General features: G+C 64.9%; 20 protein-coding genes. 17 read left to right on the forward strand and 3 right to left on the reverse strand.

Features of this window, described 5'->3' with window-relative positions; genetic code table 11:
• Positions 1–51 precede the first annotated feature (51 nt).
• Complete coding sequence (locus tag JQ507_13620) at positions 52–1605, reverse strand: winged helix-turn-helix domain-containing protein (protein QRI72435.1); 1554 nt, start codon at positions 1603–1605, stop codon at positions 52–54.
• A 164-nt stretch (positions 1606–1769) separates the two neighbouring features.
• On the opposite strand from JQ507_13620, the gene JQ507_13625 reads away from it, so the two are divergent.
• The 3 genes from JQ507_13625 (at position 1770) to JQ507_13635 (ending at position 3629) form a co-directional block, all read left to right on the forward strand.
• Positions 1770–2810, forward strand: coding sequence for an alpha/beta hydrolase (locus JQ507_13625; GenBank protein ID QRI72436.1), 1041 nt, complete (start codon positions 1770–1772; stop codon positions 2808–2810).
• A 104-nt stretch (positions 2811–2914) separates the two neighbouring features.
• Entirely contained in the window at positions 2915–3283 is a 369-nt protein-coding gene (locus JQ507_13630; protein QRI72437.1) for an ArsC family reductase, read from the forward strand.
• Positions 3284–3314: 31 nt separating this feature from the next.
• Entirely contained in the window at positions 3315–3629 is a 315-nt protein-coding gene (locus JQ507_13635) for a hypothetical protein (protein QRI72438.1), read from the forward strand.
• A gap of 134 nt (positions 3630–3763) precedes the next feature.
• Here JQ507_13635 and JQ507_13640 read toward each other — a convergent pair whose 3' ends face one another.
• Positions 3764–4381: a hypothetical protein gene (locus JQ507_13640; protein ID QRI72439.1), complete on the reverse strand. Its 618-nt coding sequence runs from the start codon at positions 4379–4381 to the stop codon at positions 3764–3766.
• Between the two features lie 480 nt (positions 4382–4861).
• On the opposite strand from JQ507_13640, the gene JQ507_13645 reads away from it, so the two are divergent.
• From JQ507_13645 to JQ507_13675, 7 genes are all read left to right on the forward strand, one after another.
• Positions 4862–5617: an ABC transporter ATP-binding protein gene (locus tag JQ507_13645; protein ID QRI72440.1), complete on the forward strand. Its 756-nt coding sequence runs from the start codon at positions 4862–4864 to the stop codon at positions 5615–5617.
• The gene (locus JQ507_13650) at positions 5610–6353 is read left to right on the forward strand and encodes an ABC transporter ATP-binding protein (protein QRI72441.1); all 744 of its coding nucleotides are present in this window, start codon (positions 5610–5612) and stop codon (positions 6351–6353) included. Before JQ507_13645 ends, JQ507_13650 begins: the two co-directional genes overlap by 8 nt.
• 40 nt (positions 6354–6393) lie before the next feature.
• Complete coding sequence (locus JQ507_13655; GenBank protein QRI72442.1) at positions 6394–7614, forward strand: ABC transporter substrate-binding protein; 1221 nt, start codon at positions 6394–6396, stop codon at positions 7612–7614.
• 66 nt (positions 7615–7680) lie between these two features.
• Entirely contained in the window at positions 7681–8544 is an 864-nt protein-coding gene (locus JQ507_13660) for a branched-chain amino acid ABC transporter permease (GenBank protein ID QRI72443.1), read from the forward strand.
• A gap of 1 nt (position 8545) precedes the next feature.
• Positions 8546–9514, forward strand: a complete 969-nt coding sequence (locus tag JQ507_13665) for a branched-chain amino acid ABC transporter permease (protein ID QRI72444.1) — start codon at positions 8546–8548, stop codon at positions 9512–9514.
• 144 nt (positions 9515–9658) lie between these two features.
• Positions 9659–10303 carry a DUF47 domain-containing protein gene (locus tag JQ507_13670; protein ID QRI72445.1) on the forward strand — a complete coding sequence of 215 codons (645 nt, stop codon included), beginning with the start codon at positions 9659–9661 and terminating at the stop codon, positions 10301–10303.
• Positions 10304–10316: 13 nt separating this feature from the next.
• A complete protein-coding gene (locus JQ507_13675; protein QRI72446.1) occupies positions 10317–11321 on the forward strand; it encodes an inorganic phosphate transporter in 1005 nt (334 codons plus the stop codon).
• On the opposite strand, the gene sugE is transcribed toward JQ507_13675, so the two are convergent.
• Entirely contained in the window at positions 11322–11636 is a 315-nt protein-coding gene (sugE, locus tag JQ507_13680; protein ID QRI72447.1) for a quaternary ammonium compound efflux SMR transporter SugE, read from the reverse strand.
• A 155-nt stretch (positions 11637–11791) separates the two neighbouring features.
• On the opposite strand from sugE, the gene JQ507_13685 reads away from it, so the two are divergent.
• From JQ507_13685 to JQ507_13715, 7 genes are all read left to right on the forward strand, one after another.
• Positions 11792–13411 (forward strand): peptide chain release factor 3, encoded by a 1620-nt coding sequence (locus tag JQ507_13685; protein QRI72448.1) that lies wholly within the window; start codon positions 11792–11794, stop codon positions 13409–13411.
• A 382-nt stretch (positions 13412–13793) separates the two neighbouring features.
• Positions 13794–14426, forward strand: coding sequence for a hypothetical protein (locus JQ507_13690; protein ID QRI72449.1), 633 nt, complete (start codon positions 13794–13796; stop codon positions 14424–14426).
• Between the two features lie 80 nt (positions 14427–14506).
• Entirely contained in the window at positions 14507–15091 is a 585-nt protein-coding gene (locus JQ507_13695; protein ID QRI72450.1) for an NnrU family protein, read from the forward strand.
• A 2-nt stretch (positions 15092–15093) separates the two neighbouring features.
• Positions 15094–15915, forward strand: coding sequence for a 3-methyl-2-oxobutanoate hydroxymethyltransferase (panB, locus tag JQ507_13700; protein QRI72451.1), 822 nt, complete (start codon positions 15094–15096; stop codon positions 15913–15915).
• A gap of 10 nt (positions 15916–15925) precedes the next feature.
• Positions 15926–17518, forward strand: coding sequence for an acyl--CoA ligase (locus JQ507_13705; protein ID QRI72452.1), 1593 nt, complete (start codon positions 15926–15928; stop codon positions 17516–17518).
• A 319-nt stretch (positions 17519–17837) separates the two neighbouring features.
• Entirely contained in the window at positions 17838–18494 is a 657-nt protein-coding gene (locus JQ507_13710; protein ID QRI72453.1) for a tetratricopeptide repeat protein, read from the forward strand.
• 37 nt (positions 18495–18531) lie between these two features.
• Entirely contained in the window at positions 18532–19086 is a 555-nt protein-coding gene (locus tag JQ507_13715; GenBank protein QRI72454.1) for a hypothetical protein, read from the forward strand.
• The last annotated feature ends 5 nt before the right edge of the window (positions 19087–19091 follow it).

The following is a 19091-nucleotide window of genomic DNA, read 5'->3' on the forward strand; positions in this document are numbered from 1 at the left end:
GCGACCAACACGACCTCGCGCTTGCAGTGCTGGTTACGTGCAAAGCGCCGGTCAGTCCGGGACGCCGGCCGCCTTCAGCGTCTCGCGATAGGTCGCGGACATCGATTGCACCGGGAACGGAATCCGTGACAGGAATCCGGAGATCGAAAACTCCGGATCGACCTTGAGCAGCTCGCGTGCGATCTGGGTCGCGCGCGCGGTTTCGCCGGTCTTGACCAGCGCCACGATCAGGACGCGCAGCGCCACTGCGAAGCGGCGGTTCTGCGCCAGCGCCTTGTCGGCCCACATCACCGCCTCAGTAAAATCTCCGTCGAGCATTGCGCAGATGGCGAGCGCGGCGGAAGCGAACCAGCCGCGCGGGTCACGCGGGTTGAGCCGCTGCGCGCGCTCAATCATGGCGCGGCCGGCCTTCTGGTTGCCGCGCATCGCCTCGACCCAGCCGCCGAGCACCAGCGCCATCGCCGAGTTCGGATTGATCGCAAGCGAGCGCTCGAACAATTCGCGCGCGGGCTCGATCTCATCGGCCATGTTCCAGATCGCGAACGCCGCCATCCACAGCACCTGCGGATCACCGGGCGTAAGCTCGACCGCGCGCCAGGCCTGCGCGACCGCGCGCTCCCGGTAGGCGTCGTCAGGCTTCAGCCAGCCCTGGACATGGCGCATCGCATGGCAATAGGCCGACGCTGCAAGCGCCGGCGCGTAATTCGGATCGAGCGTCAGCGCCTGGTCGAGGCAGTCGAGCGCAGCTTCCATGCTCTCGGGCGTGAACTCATACCTCAGACTGTAGGCGCGCAGCAGCAGATCGTAGGCATCTAGTCTGTCGGGCGGCGCTGCGCGCACCCGCTCGGCCTCGGCGACCAGCATGGTCGGTTCGATCGCGCCGACCACGTTCTCGGTGATGCGGTCTTGCAGGTCGAACACGTCGGTCGCCGCGCCGTCGAACCGGTCGGCCCACAGATGCGCGCCGGAGCTGGCGTCGATCAACTGTCCGGTGATGCGCAGGCGATCGCCGCCGCGGCGAACACTGCCCTCGAGCACATAGCCGACGCCGAGCTCGCGTCCGACCTGGCGGATATCGACCGCCTTGCCCTTGTAGGTGAAGGCCGAGTTGCGCGCGATCACGGTGAGGCGGCTGCAACGCGCCAGCGCGGTGGTGATGTCCTCGGCGATCCCGTCGGCGAAATAATCCTGCTCGGGATCGCCGCTCATATTGGTGAAGGGCAGCACCGCGATCGACGGACCCTCGCTCGGCCGTGCCGGCGTGGCGCTGTCCGCGACCGGACGAACGGGTGCGGCGTCCTCCCTGACTTCGCCGACGAAGCGGAGACCCTTGCGGGGCAGGGTGCGGATCAGCCGCTGCTGCTCGCCATTGTCGCCGATCGCGGTTCGCGCGGCGTTGACCCGGCTGCTCAGGGTCGCCTCCGAGACGATCCGCCCGTGCCAGACCGCCGCCAGCACCTCGTCGCGGCTGACCACGCGGTCGCGGGCCCGGATCAGGAATTCGAGGAGGTCGAAGACTTGCGGCTCGACGGCCACCAGGGCATCGCCGCGGCGCAGCTCCCGGCGCTCGGAATCGAGGGTCAAGTCGTTGAAATGGTAGGTCAAATCGAAGAGTCCGGCGGCCGGCGGCTGAATCCGCGGCGGAACCTAGCACAGGCCGGGCGGAGCCAAAATCACGACGGTCTGAAGGACAAATCCACGTCCTCTCAAAGCGGACGGGTTCGGTCTCTGCAATATTCAATCCCGACACCAGACTTAAGGAGATCGCCATGTCCCAATCCATCAATCCGCACCGCCGCCGCTTCCTCGGCATCGCCGGCGGGATCCTCGCCGTTTCTCGGTTCGGCTTGATCGGATCGGCCAGTGCGCAATCCAAGCCGGCGCCAGCAGCGGTCAAGGCGGGCGGCCACACGACGATCGGTCCGGTCAAGCAGATCAATGCCGGCGTGCTTGACATCGGTTATGTCGAGATGGGGCCGGCCTCAGGTCCCGCCGTCATCCTGCTGCACGGCTGGCCCTACGACATCCACAGCTATGCCGACGTCGCGCCGGCGCTGGCCGAGGCTGGCTATCGCGTGATCGTGCCGCATCTGCGCGGCTATGGCACCACGCGCTTCCTCTCCAGCGACACGATGCGCAGCGGCCAGCCGGTCGCGGTCGCCGCCGACATCATTGCGCTGATGGACGCCCTGAAGATCGAGAAGGCCGTGCTCGGCGGCTACGACTGGGGTGCGCGCACCGCCAACATCATGGCAGTGCTCTGGCCCGAGCGCTGCAAGGCCATGGTCTCGGTCAGCGGCTATCTGATCGGCAGCCAGGCGGCCGGCAAGGTGCCGCTGCCGCCGAAGGCCGAGCTGCAATGGTGGTACCAGTTCTATTTCGCGACCGAGCGCGGCCGCGAGGGCTATGCCAAGAACCGGCACGACTTCAACAAGCTGATCTGGCAGCTCGCCTCGCCGCAGTGGAAGTTCGACGACGCGACCTACGACCGCAGCGCGGCCGCCTTCGAAAACCCCGACCATGTCGATATCGTGATCCACAATTACCGCTGGCGGCTTGGTGTCGCCGAGGGCGAGGCGAAGTACGACGCGTTCGAGAAGACGCTGGCCCAGGCACCCGTGATCACGATCCCGACCATCACCATGGAGGGCGACGCCAACGGCGCGCCGCATCCGGAGCCCGCCGCCTATGCCAAGAAGTTCTCCGGGCATTACGAGCATCGGCAGCTCGCCGGCGGCATCGGCCACAACCTGCCGCAGGAAGCGCCGCAGGCGTTCGTCCAGGCCATCATCGACGTCAGCAAGGTCTGACACGGACGATGCCGAGATCGGTGTGGAGACCTGATCGCTCCGATCTGGCGCTGCGATGGCTGCGAGGCTAGTTTGCCCGCTGCAATCGCATGCGGGGAACGGCTTTGACCATCACCATCTATGGCATCAAGAACTGCGACACCATGAAGAAGGCGCGCGCCTGGCTCGACGATCACGGCGTCGCTTACGACTTCCACGATTACAAGACCGCAGGGATCGCCAAGGACAAGCTCAAGCAGTGGAGCGAGGAGGTCGGCTGGGAGACGCTGCTCAACCGCGCCGGCACCACCTTCAAGAAGCTGCCCGATTCCGACAAGGAAGGCTTGAACGAGCGCAAGGCGCTGGCGCTGATGGCCGAGCAGCCCTCGATGATCAAGCGCCCGGTGCTGGATCTCGGACCGAAGCGCGTCGTCGGCTTCAAGCCGGACATCTACGCCAAGGAAGTGCCGGCGAAGGCGCGCCAGAAGGGCTGATGCTCGCTGCAAAACTGATGAGACACTGACCATGGACTTCGATAAGGCGGCAGCACTCGCAACCGCTTGGGTGGATATCCTTTTCGAGGGAGAGGCGCGCATCGTGCGTGAGGCCACGATCGCGAAGCCATATGGCTGGATATTCTTCTACCAATCCGCAGAATTTCTCGATGATGGCAATCCCTCAGCCCAACTCGTCGGCAACGCTCCGATCATCGTGAACAGAGACACGTGTGAATTGCGCGTAACGGGAGTGGCAAAGCCGCTTGAACACTATTTGGCTGAGTATGAGAAAACGTTCCCGCCAATTTCACTTCAACGAACGCCGCAGCTTCCAACTTGGTAGGCACATCTGAATTCAGACGAACGGCATTGCGGCACAGCGCCGTTGGTCGATCGCGACATTTGCTGCGGTTGCGCAAAGGCGGTCGGTGTCGGGACGAACCAGCCAGCAAACGGCTATGAGTATGCGTCCCGGAGCTAGATCAGCTCAACCGAATCCCGGCTCGCCGGACGATCCGCCGGCACGAACCTGCGGTCGATCACGGCCCGCACGGTGACGACCGGAACCGATTTCGCCTTCACGCCCATCAGGTTGTGCAGCCGGAAGCCGCCCTCGATGCTGATCGCCTTGTAGGAGCCGATGATGTGCTCGACGCGCTCGCCGCGTCCGAACGGCAGCAGCAGCCGTTCATAGGATACGTCCTTGCCGTCGGCGTCGGTGACTTCAGCGACGGTATAGGTCGGACGCTTGCGCGCCAGGCAGGCGCGATAGGACAGGATGACGCCGGCGTAGCGCTCCGGGCCGATCGCATCATCGAGATAGCGGTTGGTGCGCAGCTGAGGCTCGACATGCTCGTTGCCATAGGCGGTGGTCAGCCGCGCGCCTTCCTGCGTGATGATGAAGCGGGCGTCCTCGCCGCTGCCCTCGACGTCGAAGCCCATCATGTCGGCGCGCTCCTCGGTGCTGCCGTCAGTGTGGAAGTCGCACAGCAAAGGAAGGGTGTCCGGCATGCGCAGCGCGCGCAACCAGGCGTTCAGCAGCACCCGCTGCGTGATCGATTTGATCACTGATGGATCGGCACTCGCGAATGGCATTGGCTAACCGAACTGACGCACATCCCGGGGCGGGATGCGAGGGGTGGCCTGGCTGCGGACATAAAGCCGCAGCCGCGTGCTCAGAAGGTCACGTTGTTGGACCGACTTGATGGCCGGGGAATTGGTGCTTTCGAAATGCAAGGCTCTAGCCGTTCATCATGCAATGGCCGGGAGTTTCGGCGAGAGGCGGAAATATTCTATGAAAGGGAAAGTCCGGAGCAAAACAGGCTTAATGGTGACTTTCCGAGGCGCAAAGCGCGCTCGAATGCCATTCGACTAAGGATCAACAGGAACCGCTTGTGCCGATACTGCACCGCACAGCTTTCCACCTTGCGTAACCGCCGCAGATGACGGCATATTCCGGCCCGGAGGCGACAGGCCCCGGACGGTTTCCAAGACGTGCGGACAACCTGTCGGACATGAAAAAAGCTGGCCACGCGGGCGAGGGGCTTCGCGGCGATGGCGTATGGGGGAATCTATTTGGCCGATGAGTTCATCCTCGAAACCAGCGGATTGACCAAGGAATTCGCCGGTTTCTTTGCCGTTCGCGACGTCGCGCTCAAGGTGCGTCGCGGCAGTATCCACGCGTTGATCGGGCCGAACGGCGCCGGCAAGACCACCTGTTTCAATCTGCTGACCAAATTCCTGAAGCCGTCGGGCGGGCAGATTCGCTACAAGGGCCAGGACATCACCGCGATGCCGCCGGCCGACGTGGCGCGGCTCGGGCTGGTCCGCTCGTTTCAGATTTCGGCGGTATTTCCGCATCTGACCGCGCTCGAAAACGTGCGCGTCGCGCTGCAGCGCCAGCATGGCTCGTCATTCGATTTCTGGCGTTCGAAAAGCGTGCTCGACCGCTTCAATCCGCGCGCCCATGAGCTCTTGAACGACGTCGGCTTGAGCGAATTCGCCAACACGCCGGCGGTCGAGATGCCGTACGGCCGCAAGCGCGCACTTGAAATTGCAACGACGCTGGCGCTCGACCCCGAGATGATGCTGCTCGACGAACCGATGGCCGGCATGGGGCACGAGGACATCGACAAGATCGCGGCGCTGATCAAGCGGATCTCGGCCAAATACACCATCCTGATGGTCGAACATAACCTCTCGGTGGTGGCCAATCTCTCCGACATCATCACCGTGCTGACGCGCGGGCAGGTGCTGGCGGAGGGCAATTACGCCGACCTCTCCAAGGACGAGCGCGTGAAGGAAGCCTATCTGGGAGCGGGTCATGGCTGAGGCAAAACTGGCGGAAAGGCCCGTGGCTGCGACCGGCGCCGAGGTGCTGACGATCCAGGACCTGCAGGCCTGGTACGGCGAATCGCACATCCTTCACGGCATCAATTTCAACGTGAAGGCCGGCGAGGTGGTGACCCTGCTTGGCCGCAACGGCGCCGGCAAGACCACCACGCTGAAGTCGATCATGGGCGTCATCAACAAGCGCTCCGGCTCGATCCGCTTCGACAACAAGGAGATCATCCGCGCCACCTCGGACAAGATCGCGCGGATGGGAATTGCATTCTGTCCCGAGGAGCGCGGCATCTTCTCGAGCCTCGACGTGCGCGAGAATCTGATGCTGCCGCCGGTGGTGCGTCCGGGCGGCCTGCCGCTCGACCAGATCTTCACGCTGTTTCCGAACCTGAAGGAGCGTCTCAACAGCCAAGGCACCAAGCTGTCCGGCGGCGAGCAGCAGATGCTGGCGATTGCGCGCATCCTGCGCACCGGCGCGCGCTTTTTGATGCTGGACGAGCCGACCGAAGGCCTGGCCCCGGTCATCATCCAGCAGATCGGGCACACCATTGCGCGCCTGAAGTCGCAGGGCTTCACGATCCTGCTGGTCGAGCAGAATTTCCGTTTCGCCTCGACGGTGGCCGACCGCTACTACATCGTCGAGCACGGCAAGGTGATCGATGGCTTCGCCAATTCGGAGCTGTCGGCCAATATGGACAAGCTGCATACCTATCTCGGCGTCTGAACTCGCTCGAGCCAGAAAATTTAGAACTGAGGAAATACCCATGAAGAACACGATTTCTGCGCTTCTGCTCGGCACCGCGATCGCGCTCAGCGTCGGCGGCGTGGCCTCTGCCGACGACAAGGTCGTCAAGATCGGCGTGTTGTCGGATCAGTCCGGCCTCTATGCGGACCTTGCCGGCCCCGGCTCGACGCTGGCGGCCCAGATGGCGATCGAGGATTCCGGCCTCAAGGCCAAGGGCTGGACCATCGACCTGGTCTCCGGCGATCACCAGAACAAGCCCGACATCGGCACCACCATCGCGCGCCAGTGGTTCGACGTCGACAAGGTGGATACCATCGTCGACGTGCCGAATTCCGGCGTCGCGCTCGCGGTCAACAACGTCGTCAAGGAAAAGAACGGCGTCTACATCAATTCGGGTGCCGCGACCTCGGATCTGACCAACGCGCAGTGCACGCCGAACACGGTGCACTGGACCTACGACACCTACATGCTGGCGCATGCCACCGGCCAGGCGCTGGTGAAGGCGGGCGGCGACACCTGGTTCTTCCTGACCGCGGACTATGCGTTCGGCGCCGCGCTGGAGCGCGACACCACCGCGGTCATCACCGCCAATGGCGGCAAGGTGGTCGGCGGCGTCAAGCATCCGCTCAACACCGCGGATTTCTCCTCGTTCCTGCTGCAGGCGCAGGCCTCCAAGGCCAAGATCATCGGTCTCGCCAATGCCGGCGGCGACACCACCAACTCGATCAAGCAGGCCGCCGAGTTCGGCATCGTCAAGGGCGGCCAGAAGCTCGCCGCGCTCTTGCTGTTCCTCACCGACGTCAAGGCGATCGGGCTCGAGACCGCGCAGGGCCTCAACTTCACCGAGACGTTCTACTGGGACCTCAACGACAACACCCGCGCGTTCTCGAAGCGCTTCTCCGAGAAGTTGAAGAGCGGCGCGCCCCCGACCATGGTGCAGGCCGGCGTCTATGCGGGCCTGCTGCATTATTTCAAGGCGCTGGAAGCGCTCGGCGGCAATCCGCATGACGGCGCCAAGGTGGTCGCGAAGATGAAGACGATCCCGACCGACGATCCGCTGTTCGGCAAGGGCGAGGTCGAGGCCAACGGTCGCGTCACCCACGACGCCTATCTGTTCGAAGTCAAGAAGCCCTCGGAGTCCAAGGGACCGTGGGACTTCTACAAGCTGGTCGGCACCGTGCCGGGCAACCAGGCCTTCACGCCGCTCGACAAGAGCACCTGTGCGCTTCTGAAGAAGTGACGATCACGCCCGCCGGGCCATGCGCGTGGCCGGCGGGCTTCATCTATTTAAGCGAAAGCTCATTCGATGCAGGCTCTCTACGCACAGCTTCTGGTGGGACTGATCAACGGCTCGTTCTACGCGCTGCTCAGTCTGGGGCTCGCCGTCATCTTCGGCATGCTCAACATCATCAATTTCGCGCACGGCGCGCTCTACATGATGGGCGCCTTCGTGGCGTACTTCCTGCTCAATCTGGGCGGCATCAACTACTGGTGGGCGCTGATCATCGCGCCCGTCATCGTCGGCATCTTCGGCATGATCCTCGAACGCACCATGCTGCAATGGCTCGCCGGGCTCGACCATCTCTACGGACTGCTGCTGACGTTCGGCATCGCACTGATCGTGCAGGGCGTGTTCCAGAACTATTTCGGCTCCTCGGGCCTGCCTTACTCGATACCCGACCAGCTCAAGGGCGGCGTCAACCTCGGCTTTATGTTCCTGCCGATCTATCGCGGCTGGGTCGTCATCTTCTCGCTGGTGGTGTGCCTTGCCACCTGGTTCCTGATCGAGAAGACGCAGCTCGGCGCCTACCTGCGCGCCGCCACCGAGAATCCGACGCTGGTGCGCGCCTTCGGCATCAACGTGCCGCGCATGATCACGCTGACCTACGGGCTCGGCGTCGGCCTTGCCGCGCTCGCCGGCGTCTTGTCGGCGCCGATCAACCAGGTCCGTCCGCTGATGGGCGCCGACCTCATCATCGTGGTGTTCGCGGTGGTCGTGATCGGCGGCATGGGCTCGATCATGGGCTCGATCATCACCGGCTTCGCGCTCGGCGTGATCGAGGGACTGACCAAGTTTTTTTATCCCGAAGCCTCCAACACCGTGGTGTTTGTCCTGATGGTGGTGGTGTTGCTGGTGAAGCCAACGGGACTGACGGGACGGGCGGCCTGATATGTCAGCATTGACCGACGATACACTTCCGATGACGCCGCGCGCGATGCGCGACGAGATGATCGTATTCGCCGTGATGGCGGTGCTGCTGGCAATCGTGCCGTTCACCGGGATCTATCCTTTCTTCGTGATGCAGGCGCTGTGCTTTGCGCTGCTCGCCTGCGCCTTCAACCTCCTGATCGGCTATGGCGGCCTGCTGTCGTTCGGCCACGCCATGTTCCTCGGCACCGCCGGCTACGTCTCGGCGCATGCGCTGAAGGTGTGGGGCCTGCCGCCGGAACTCGGCATCGTGGTCGGCACCGCCGCCGCCGCCTTGCTCGGCCTCGTCACCGGCTACATCTCGATCAAGCGGCAGGGCATCTACTTCTCGATGATCACGCTGGCGCTGTCGCAGCTGCTTTACTTCCTCTATCTGCAGGCGCCGTTCACCCATGGCGAGGACGGCATCCAGGGCATCCCGCAGGGCCACCTGCTCGGCATCTTCGACCTCTCGAAGCCGATGGTGCTCTATTATGTCGTGCTGGCCGGATTCCTGGCCGGTTTCCTGCTGATCTACCGGACCATCAACTCGCCGTTCGGCGAAGTGCTGAAGTCGATCCGCGAGAACGAGCCGCGCGCGATCTCGCTCGGCTACAAGACCGACCAGTACAAGCTGCTCGCCTTCATCCTGTCGGGCACGCTGGCGGGCTTTGCCGGCTCGCTGAAAGTGTTCGTGGCGCAGAATGCCTCGCTCACCGACGTGCACTGGTCGATGTCCGGCGAGATCGTGCTGATGACGCTGGTCGGCGGCCTCGGCACCATCTTCGGTCCCGTGGTCGGCGCATTCGTGATCATCGCCATGCAGCAATATCTCGCCGGTTTCGGCCAGTGGGTGACGGTGATCCAGGGCGTGATCTTCGTGGCCTGCGTGCTGCTGTTCCGGCGTGGCCTGGTCGGCGAGCTGGCCCATCTGCTGCGGCGGTCGCTGTAGGACGGGCGGGCGAATTTCGGCCGATATAGCGGTGGACGACCGCCCGTTCGGGCGGTCGTGTCAGGTGTTTTCCCAGCCAGATGCTCTATGACAGTTCTGTGACAGTCGCTAAAAGGGCTGTCCCGGAATGATGGAACTTGAGTCATGCTGCGCTGGTTTCGCGCCTTTCTGCCCAAGGAAGAGCGATTTTTCGACCTGTTCGCCCGCCACGCCCAGACTTCCGTGCAGTGCGCGAAGGCGCTGCAGGACATGCTGCGGGGCGGCGAGGAGACGCCGGTCTTCTGCCAGCGCGTCAACCAGTTCGAGAACGACGCCGACAGCGTGACCCGCGAGGTGCTGACCGCGGTCCGCCGCACCTTCATCACCCCGTTCGACCGCGGCGATATCAAGAACCTGATCACCTCAATGGATGACGCGGTCGACCAGATGCAGGCGACCGCGAAGGCGGTCATGCTGTTCGAGGTGCGCGAGTTCGAGCCGCCGATGCGAGAGATCGGCACCCTTATCGTGGAATGCGCCAATCTGGTCGTCCGCGCGCTGCCGCTGCTGCAGTCGATCGGCCACAACGTCTCGATGCTGACCCAGATCACCGAGGAGCTGACCAAGCTCGAGGGCCGGGTCGACGATCTTCATGACATCGGGCTCAAGGAACTGTTTCTGAAGCACCGCGACGCCAACACGATGGACTTCATCGTCGGCGCGGAGATCTACGATCACCTCGAGAAGGTGGCCGACCGGTTCGACGACGTCGCCAACGAGATCAACTCCATCGTCATTGAGCAAGTGTAAGGCGGGCCATCACGTGGACGCCACGCTGGGTCTTCCGGTCCTGACCATCCTGATCGCGGTCGCGCTGCTGTTCGACTTCCTGAACGGCCTGCACGATGCTGCGAACTCGATCGCGACCATCGTCTCGACCAGGGTGCTGCGGCCGCAATATGCGGTGTTCTGGGCGGCTTTTTTCAATTTCGTCGCCTTCGCGGTGTTCGGCCTGCACGTCGCCAATACGATCGGCACCGGGATCATCGACCCGTCGGTGGTGGACGCGACCGTGATCTTCGCGGCGCTGGTCGGCGCCATCGTCTGGAACGTGATCACCTGGGGCTTGGGGATTCCGTCATCGAGCTCGCACGCCCTGATCGGCGGCCTGGTCGGCGCCGGCATGGCCAAGGCGGGCATTTCGGCTGCGGTGTGGAGCGGGCTCTCCAAAACCTTGCTCGCGATCGTGCTGTCGCCGCTGGTCGGCTTCCTGCTGGCGCTGGTGCTGGTCGCGATCGTGTCCTGGCTCTCGGTGCGCTCGACGCCGTTCGCGGTCGATCGCGCCTTTCGCATCCTGCAATTCGCCTCGGCCTCGCTCTATTCGCTCGGCCATGGCGGCAACGACGCGCAGAAGACCATGGGCATCATCGCCGTGTTGCTCTATTCGCAGGGCCATCTCGGCGACAGCTTCGAAATCCCGTTCTGGGTGGTGCTGGCCTGCCAGAGCGCGATGGCGCTGGGCACCCTGATGGGCGGCTGGCGGATCGTCCGTACCATGGGGCTGCGGATCACCAAGCTGACGCCGATGCAGGGGTTTTGCGCCGAGACCGGCGGCGCCGCGACGCTGTTCATCGCGACCTATCTCGGGGTTCCCGTGTCGACCACCCACACCATCACCGGCGCCATCGTCGGCGTCGGCGCCGCACGGCGTCTCTCCGCCGTGCGCTGGAACGTGGCGAGCTCGATCGTCTATGCCTGGGTGATCACGATCCCGGCGTCCGCCGCGGTCGCGGCTGCGAGCTATTGGGCCGTGCAGGTATTGAAGTGATCAGCTGACCAGCTTCAGCCCGACGATGCCGGACACGATCAGCCCGATGCTTGCGAGCCGCATCGCGGTCGCGGGTTCGCCGAGAAGGATGATGCCGAGCGCCGCGGTGCCGACCGCGCCGATGCCGGTCCAGACCGCATAGGCGGTTCCGATCGGCAGCGTCTTCAACGCGATGCCGAGCAGGAGGATGCTGCCGGCCATCGCCGCCAGCGTCAGCACCGACGGCACCAGCCGAGAGAACCCCTCGGTGTATTTCAGCCCGATCGCCCAGCCGATCTCGAGCAGGCCTGCGGTGAACAGAATGGCCCAAGCCATAACAAACCCTCCGGATTAGGCAGGGTCGTCCCCGCAGATGGTATGGTGAGGAGAAGGTCGTCCCTCTCATGCCTATATGGGGTGGTGTGGCCACGGCGCATTGCGACAAAACGCCCTTGATTGCGCCCGTTTTCCCTGTCAAACGCTGCCCCGCCATGTCCGATACCGCTGCAACCACCGAATCGCCGTCCCGCTCGCCGCTGTCAGAAGAAGTAGCGCGACGGCGCACCTTTGCGATCATCTCGCACCCGGACGCCGGCAAGACCACGCTGACGGAAAAGCTGCTGCTGTTCGGCGGCGCCATCAACCTCGCGGGCCAGGTCAAGGCCAAGGGCGAGCGGCGCAACACGCGTTCGGACTGGATGAAGATCGAGCGCGAGCGCGGCATCTCAGTCGTCACCTCGGTGATGACCTTCGAATTCAACGAGCTGGTGTTCAACCTGCTGGACACGCCGGGCCACGAGGACTTTTCGGAAGACACCTACCGCACGCTGACCGCGGTCGACTCCGCGGTCATGGTGATCGACGCCGCCAAGGGCATCGAGGCGCGCACCCGAAAGCTGTTCGAGGTGTGCCGGCTGCGCGACATCCCGATCATCACCTTCATCAACAAGATGGACCGCGAGAGCCGCGACACGTTCGAGCTTTTGGACGAGATCGAGAAGACGCTGGCGCTCGACACCACGCCGATGACCTGGCCGGTCGGCCGCGGCCGCGACTTCCTCGGCACCTACGACGTCGTCAACGGCGGCGTCCGGCTGCTCGAGGGCGGCGGCGCCAAGACCGGCGCCACCGAGCAGATCGACATCGCCGATCTCGGCAAGCGCAACCCCAATCTCGACGTTGCCGAAGTCAAGGACGAGCTCGCGCTGGCGTCGGAGGCCTGCAAGCCGTTCGAGCTCGCGGCGTTCCGCGAAGGCCATCTGACGCCGGTCTATTTCGGCAGCGCGCTGCGCAATTTCGGCGTCGGCGACCTGCTTGAGGGGCTCGGTAAGTTCGCGCCCGCGCCGCGCGCGCAGGATTCCGATCTGCGCAAGGTCGAGGCGGCCGAGCCGCGCATGAGCGCGTTCGTGTTCAAGATCCAGGCCAACATGGATCCGAACCACCGCGACCGCATCGCGTTCGCCCGGCTGTGCTCGGGTAAGCTCAGTCGCGGCATGAAGGCCAAGCTGGTGCGCACCGGCAAGAACATGAGCCTGTCGAGCCCGCAATTCTTCTTCGCGCAGGACCGCTCGGTGGCGGACGAGGCGTTCGCCGGCGACGTCGTCGGCATTCCCAATCACGGCACCTTGCGGATCGGCGACACCCTGACCGAAGGCGAGGATCTGACCTTCGTCGGCGTGCCGAGCTTTGCGCCGGAAATCGTCCGCCGTGTTCGCCTCACTGATGCGATGAAGGCGAAGAAGCTCAAGGAAGCCTTGCAGCAGATGTCGGAGGAGGGCGTCGTGCAGGTGTTCCGCCCGCGCGACGGCGCGCCGGCGCTGGTCGGCGTGGTCGGTCCGCTGCAGCTCGACGTGCTGAAGGCGCGGCTCGATGCGGAATATTCGCTGCCGGTCGAGTTCGAGGTCTCTGAATTCTCGCTGGCGCGCTGGATCTCATCTGACGACCGCAAGGCGCTCGACGCTTTCATCTCCGCCAACAATTCCGGCATCGCCGACGACGTCGACGGCGATCCGGTGTTCATGGCCAAGAACGAGTTCTATCTCGGCTACACCCGCGAGCGCGCCGAGGGCATCACCTTCTCCAACGTCAAGGACGTGAAGAAGAAGGCGTGAGTCCACATTCACCGCCGTCGTCCCGGCGAAAGCCGGGGACCCATAGCCACCGATGGTCATTGTTGCGCGATGGTGGGACGACGAGTCCCTTCAACAGCATCGGCCGCGGCGTATGGGTCCCGGCTTTCGCGGGACGACGCGTGGAACAAGCCGTGCACTTGCGCACAATCCACTCGTCGGCCCCGGCTCGACCGGGGGACCCAGTACGCCTCGGCTTCTCCCTTCAATCACCGCCGTCTCTGGAATACTGGATCGCCCGGTCGAGCCGGGCGAAGACAGTTGAGGATGGGGCTGACGCGCGCAGGGAATTGAACACGGCCCCGCTTGCTCCGGTTCGGCTGCGGTACCATTTTCCCCGGAACGCATCCCGGGTTTTGGCCGCATGTTCCGACGCGTCGTCATCTGCCTCGCTTTTGCCGTGTTGGTCTTCGGCCTCGCGGGCACCGCCGGCGCCCAGCAACGGCAGCAGACCAACCCGGCGCCGTTCGCGCACACGCCTTGCAGCGTGCTCGACGAAGGGCCCTGCACGCCGTCCACTTGCAGCGTGCTCAATCACGGGCCCTGCTTTCCCGAGATGGATTATCCGTACGGCGAAAATCTTCAGCTCACGATCCTGACTGTGCCGCCCGAGGGGCAGGCCGAGAAGTACCGCAAGCCGGATCATGATCTCGATACCATCGGCGATCTGTTTGCCGCGCTGCGCGCCTGCTGGGCGCCGCCGCCGTCGGACGACGCGCGCGAGGGCATGCAGATGTCGGTGCGCTTCAGCTTCAAGCGATCGGGCGAGATGATCGGCGCGCCGCGGCTGACCTTCTCAACGCGGGGCATCTCGGCAGGCACCCGAACGACGTACCTCAACGCCATCAACGCCTCGCTTGACGCCTGCCTGCCGCTCAAATTCACCGGCGGGCTCGGCGGCGCGCTGGCCGGCCGGCCGATCATGATCCGCTATGTCGACAATCGGGAGCTTGCCAAGCCGGCCGCCGATCCCTCCAAGCCTGCCGGCAACCCGTGAACCGCGACCCGGCGTGACGCATTGCGTACCGCCCGGCGAAGATGTTACGCGAAGGCATTAATCAATCAGGGAGGAACATCGTGGGACTGCTCGTCATGATCCTGGGTCTCGTGCTGTTCCTCGGCATCCACGTGCTGAGCAGCCTGCGCGACCTGCGCGGCAGCATCGTCAATGCGATGGGCGAGGGGGCCTACAAGGGCGTCTATTCGCTGGTATCGTTCGCCGGCCTCGCCCTGATCATCTGGGGCTTCGGCCACTACCGCGCGACCGGCTGGATCGACGTCTGGACGCCGCCAACCGCGTTCAAGCACATCACGGTGGCGCTGATGCTGCCCGCCGTCATTCTCCTCGTCGCCGCCTATATCCGCGGCCGCATCTACACCATCGTGAAGCATCCGATGCTGACGGCCGTGAAGCTGTGGGCGTTCGCGCATCTGCTCGCCAACGGCGACCTCGGCTCGATCATCCTGTTCGGCTCATTCCTCGCCTGGGCGGTCTATGACCGCATCTCGCTGAAGCGCCGCACGGATGCCGGCGGCCCGCCGATCCCGGTGGGCGGCCCGACCAACGACCTGATCGCGATTGCGGTCGGTATCATCGCATATCTGGCGCTGGCGTTTGCGTTCCACCCGGTCGTGATCGGCGTGCCTGTCATGGGAGCCTGACGATGTCTGTTCAATCCGCCATCAAGCGCAAGACCGCGCCGGATCTGCGCGCCCGCAAAAATGGCGAGCCGATCGTGATGCTGACCTCATACCACGCGCACACCGCGGCGTTGGTCGACCGTCACTGCGACGCGATCCTGGTCGGCGATTCCCTCGGCAACGTCATGCACGGTTTCGAGACCACCGTGCCGGTCACGCTCGACATGATGATCCTGCAGGGCCGCGCCGTGATGCGCGGCTCGCAGGCCGCGCTCGTGGTCGTGGATATGCCGTTCGGCTCCTATGAGGGCTCGAAGGAGCAGGCGTTCCAGTCCGCGGTGCGGATCATGAAGGAAACGCTGTGCGGCGCGGTCAAGCTCGAGGGCGGCGCGCGGATGGCGGAGACCGTGGCGTTCCTGTCCGAGCGCGGCATTCCGGTGATGGGGCATATCGGGCTGACGCCGCAGTCGATCAACACGCTCGGCTCGTTCCGCGCGCAGGGCCGCGAGGAGGAGACCTGGGCGCCGATCGAGAACGACGCTAGGGCGATCGCGGAAGCCGGCGCCTTCTCGATCGTGGTCGAGGCGGTCGCCGAGCCGCTCGCGCGCAAGATCACGCAATCGATCGCCGTCCCCACCATCGGCATCGGCGCAAGTGCTGCCTGCGACGGCCAGGTGCTGGTGCTGGAAGACATGCTCGGCCTGTCGCCGCGCGCGCCGAAATTCGTCCGCCGCTACGGCAATCTCGGCCCGGCGATCGAGGAAGCCATCGCGGGCTATGCGCGCGACGTCAAGAGCCGCGCCTTCCCGGGGCCGGAGCACGTCTACGGAATGAAGAAGAGCTGACGAGGGGCGCATGGACTGGTCGCAACACGCACTGCCGCCGATGCGGCCCGAGCCGCGCTTCGGCGATCGCGTCGTGCCGGCATTCGCCGAGCGGCCCGGCAGCCTGTGGGCGATGATCGCGGACGCGGTCGCAGAGAACGGTGACGGCGAGGCGCTGGTCTGCGGCACGACGCGGCTATCCTGGCGCGAGGTCGCCGAGCAGTCAGCGAAGGTCGCGGCGGGTTTTTCAAAACTCGGCCTTGCGCCCGGCGACCGCGTCGCGATCCTGCTCGGCAACCGCATCGAATTCGTGCTGACGATGTTCGCCGCCGCCCATGCCGGGCTGGTGACGGTGCTGCTCTCGACGCGTCAACAGAAGCCCGAGATCGCCTATGTGCTGAACGATTGCGGCGCAAGGTGTCTGGTCCATGAGGCCACGCTTGCCGATCGCATCCCCGATGCCGCCGGCGTTCCCGGCCTTGCGCATCGCATCGCGGTCAGCGACGACGGCGCGTCGCAATTCGCTCGTCTGCGCGACAGTGCAAAGGCGCAGGCGCCGGCGGAGGTGAGGGAAGAGGACACCGCGATGATCCTCTACACCTCGGGCACCACGGGCCGGCCGAAGGGCGCGATGCTCGCTCACTGCAACATCATCCACTCCTCGATGGTGTTCGTTTCCTGCCTGAAGCTGACCAAGGCCGATCGCTCGATCGCCGCGGTGCCGCTTGCGCATGTCACCGGCGCGGTCGCCAACGTCACCACGATGGCGCGCTGCGCCGGCGCGCTGATCATCATGCCGGAGTTCAAGGCGGCGGAATACCTGAAGGTCGCGGCACGCGAGCGCGTCAGCTACACGGTGATGGTGCCGGCGATGTACAATCTCTGCCTGATGCAGCCGGATTTCGACAGCTACGATCTGTCGAGCTGGCGCATCGGCGGCTTCGGCGGCGCGCCGATGCCGATTGCAACCATCGAAAAGCTCGACGCCAAGATCCCCGGGCTGAAGCTCGCCAATTGCTACGGCGCGACCGAGACCACTTCGCCCTCGACGTTGATGCCGGGCGAACTCACCGCCGCCCATATCGACAGCGTCGGCCTGCCGTGTCCCGGCGCCGAGATCGTTGTCATGGGACCCGACGGCCGCGAGGTGCCGCGCGGCGAGATCGGCGAGCTCTGGATCCGCAGCGCCTCCGTGATCAAGGGCTATTGGAATAATCCGAAGGCGACCGCGGAGAGCTTCACCGCCGGCTTCTGGCATTCCGGCGATCTCGGCTCGGTCGATGCCGACAATTTCGTCCGCGTGTTCGATCGCCAGAAGGACATGATCAACCGCGGCGGGCTGAAGATCTATTCCGCCGAGGTCGAGTCGGTGCTGGCGGGCCATCCGGCCGTGGTCGAGAGCGCGATCATCGCAAAACCCTGCCCGGTGCTCGGCGAGCGCGTGCACGCCGTGATCGTGACGCGCGCTGAGGTGAATGCCGAGAGCCTGCGCGCCTGGTGCGCCGAACGCCTGTCGGACTACAAGGTGCCGGAGACCGTGGCGCTGACGGCGGAGCCGCTGCCGCGCAACGCCAACGGCAAGGTGATCAAGCGGCAGCTGCGGGAGGGCTTGTCTGTGTCCTAGTCTTTCACCTCTCCCGCTTGCGGGGGAGGTCGGATCGCATCGCCAGATGCGATCCGGGTGGGGGCTCTCTCAACATCGTGGCTCTCTCAGCAATCCCATGTGCGGAGCTACCCCCACCCCAACCCTCCCCCGCAAGCGGGAGAGGGAGCCCACGCAGTCCCGTCGCAGCTACGTCAAACGTCCCCGGTTAACGCTTTGATCCGCCTTGCTTTGCCTTGCCTCTGCCACACCGTTAGGGTAACGCCGCCGCGACGTGGGGATCGGGTAGGGGCCAGGCTCCACCGAGATTCGCGGTCCCGAGGGGATGGGATAGCTTTAAGTGTCTGAATTATTTGACGAAGTAGACGAGGAAGTCCGTCGCGATCAGCTCAAGAAGCTGTGGGACAAGTACTCGATCTTTATCATCGCGCTGGCGCTCCTGGTGGTCGCCGGCGTCGGTGGCTGGCGCGGCTACCAATATCTCGAGGCCAAGAAGGCCGCCGAGGCCGGTGCGGCGTTCGACCGCGCCGTCGAACTGTCGGACCAGAACAAGCATACCGAGGCCGAGGCCGCCTTTGCCGATCTGATCACCAAGGCGCCGTCCGGCTACCGCAATTTGGCACGGCTGCGCATGGCCGCCGAGGTCGCGACCCGCGATCAGCCGGCCGCTGCGAAGCTCTATGACGAGATCGCAGCCGACCGCAGCGTCGGCGGTCCCGGGCAGGACCTGGCGCGGATCCGCGCCGCGCAGATTCTGATGGACACCACGACCTATCCGAACATGCAGCAACGGCTCGAGGGAATGGCGACGTCGAAGGACTCGACGTTCCGCCATTCCGCGCGCGAGTTGCTGGCGCTGTCGGCGTGGCACGCCAACGATGCCACCGCCGCGCGGCAGTGGCTGGACCAGATTGCCAATGACGGCGAGACGCCGCCGAGCCTGCGTTCTCGCGCCGAAGCGCTGCAGGCCTTGTTGCCGCCAGTTGCGAAAAGCTGAGCTGGCGCGAAACCCGAGTTTGAGTGAGAGATCGACCATGCGCCGCTCGCAACGCCTGATCGCAGCCGCAGTTCTCACCGCGCTTTGCAGCGCGTTGGCCGGCTGCGGCGGTGGCGGTATGGCCAATTTCGATCCGAGCGACATGCTCGACTTCCTCGACACCAAGAAGAAGCTGGCTGGCGACCGCAAGCCGGTATTCCCCGAAGGCGTGCCCGGCCTCGAGCAGGGTGTGCCGAAGGAATTGTACAAGGGCTCGCAGCAGGAGCAGCTCGACCAGCAGAACGCCGCGGCAGCCGCCGCCCAGCCGGCTCCGCCGCCGGAGCCGCCGAAGGGCGCCAAGAAGCACACCAAGCGGGCCGCGCCGGCAGCGGATCAGGCGGCCGCTCCCGACGCCGCGACCGAAGAGGGCGCGCCCGCCGCGGTGCCGCCGGACCCGAAGCCGAAGAAGATCGTCCGCCGCCGCACCACCGCGCCGCCCGCCGACGACCAGCAGGCGCAGCCTGCGGCACCGGCCCAGCAGCAGACCCAGACCACGCAACAATCCGGCGGCGCGTTCCCCGCGCCGCTACCGAGCGGCGGATTTAGCCGCTAGTCTCT

This window comes from Bradyrhizobium sp. PSBB068 (genome assembly GCA_016839165.1).
GTDB lineage: Bacteria > Pseudomonadota > Alphaproteobacteria > Rhizobiales > Xanthobacteraceae > Bradyrhizobium.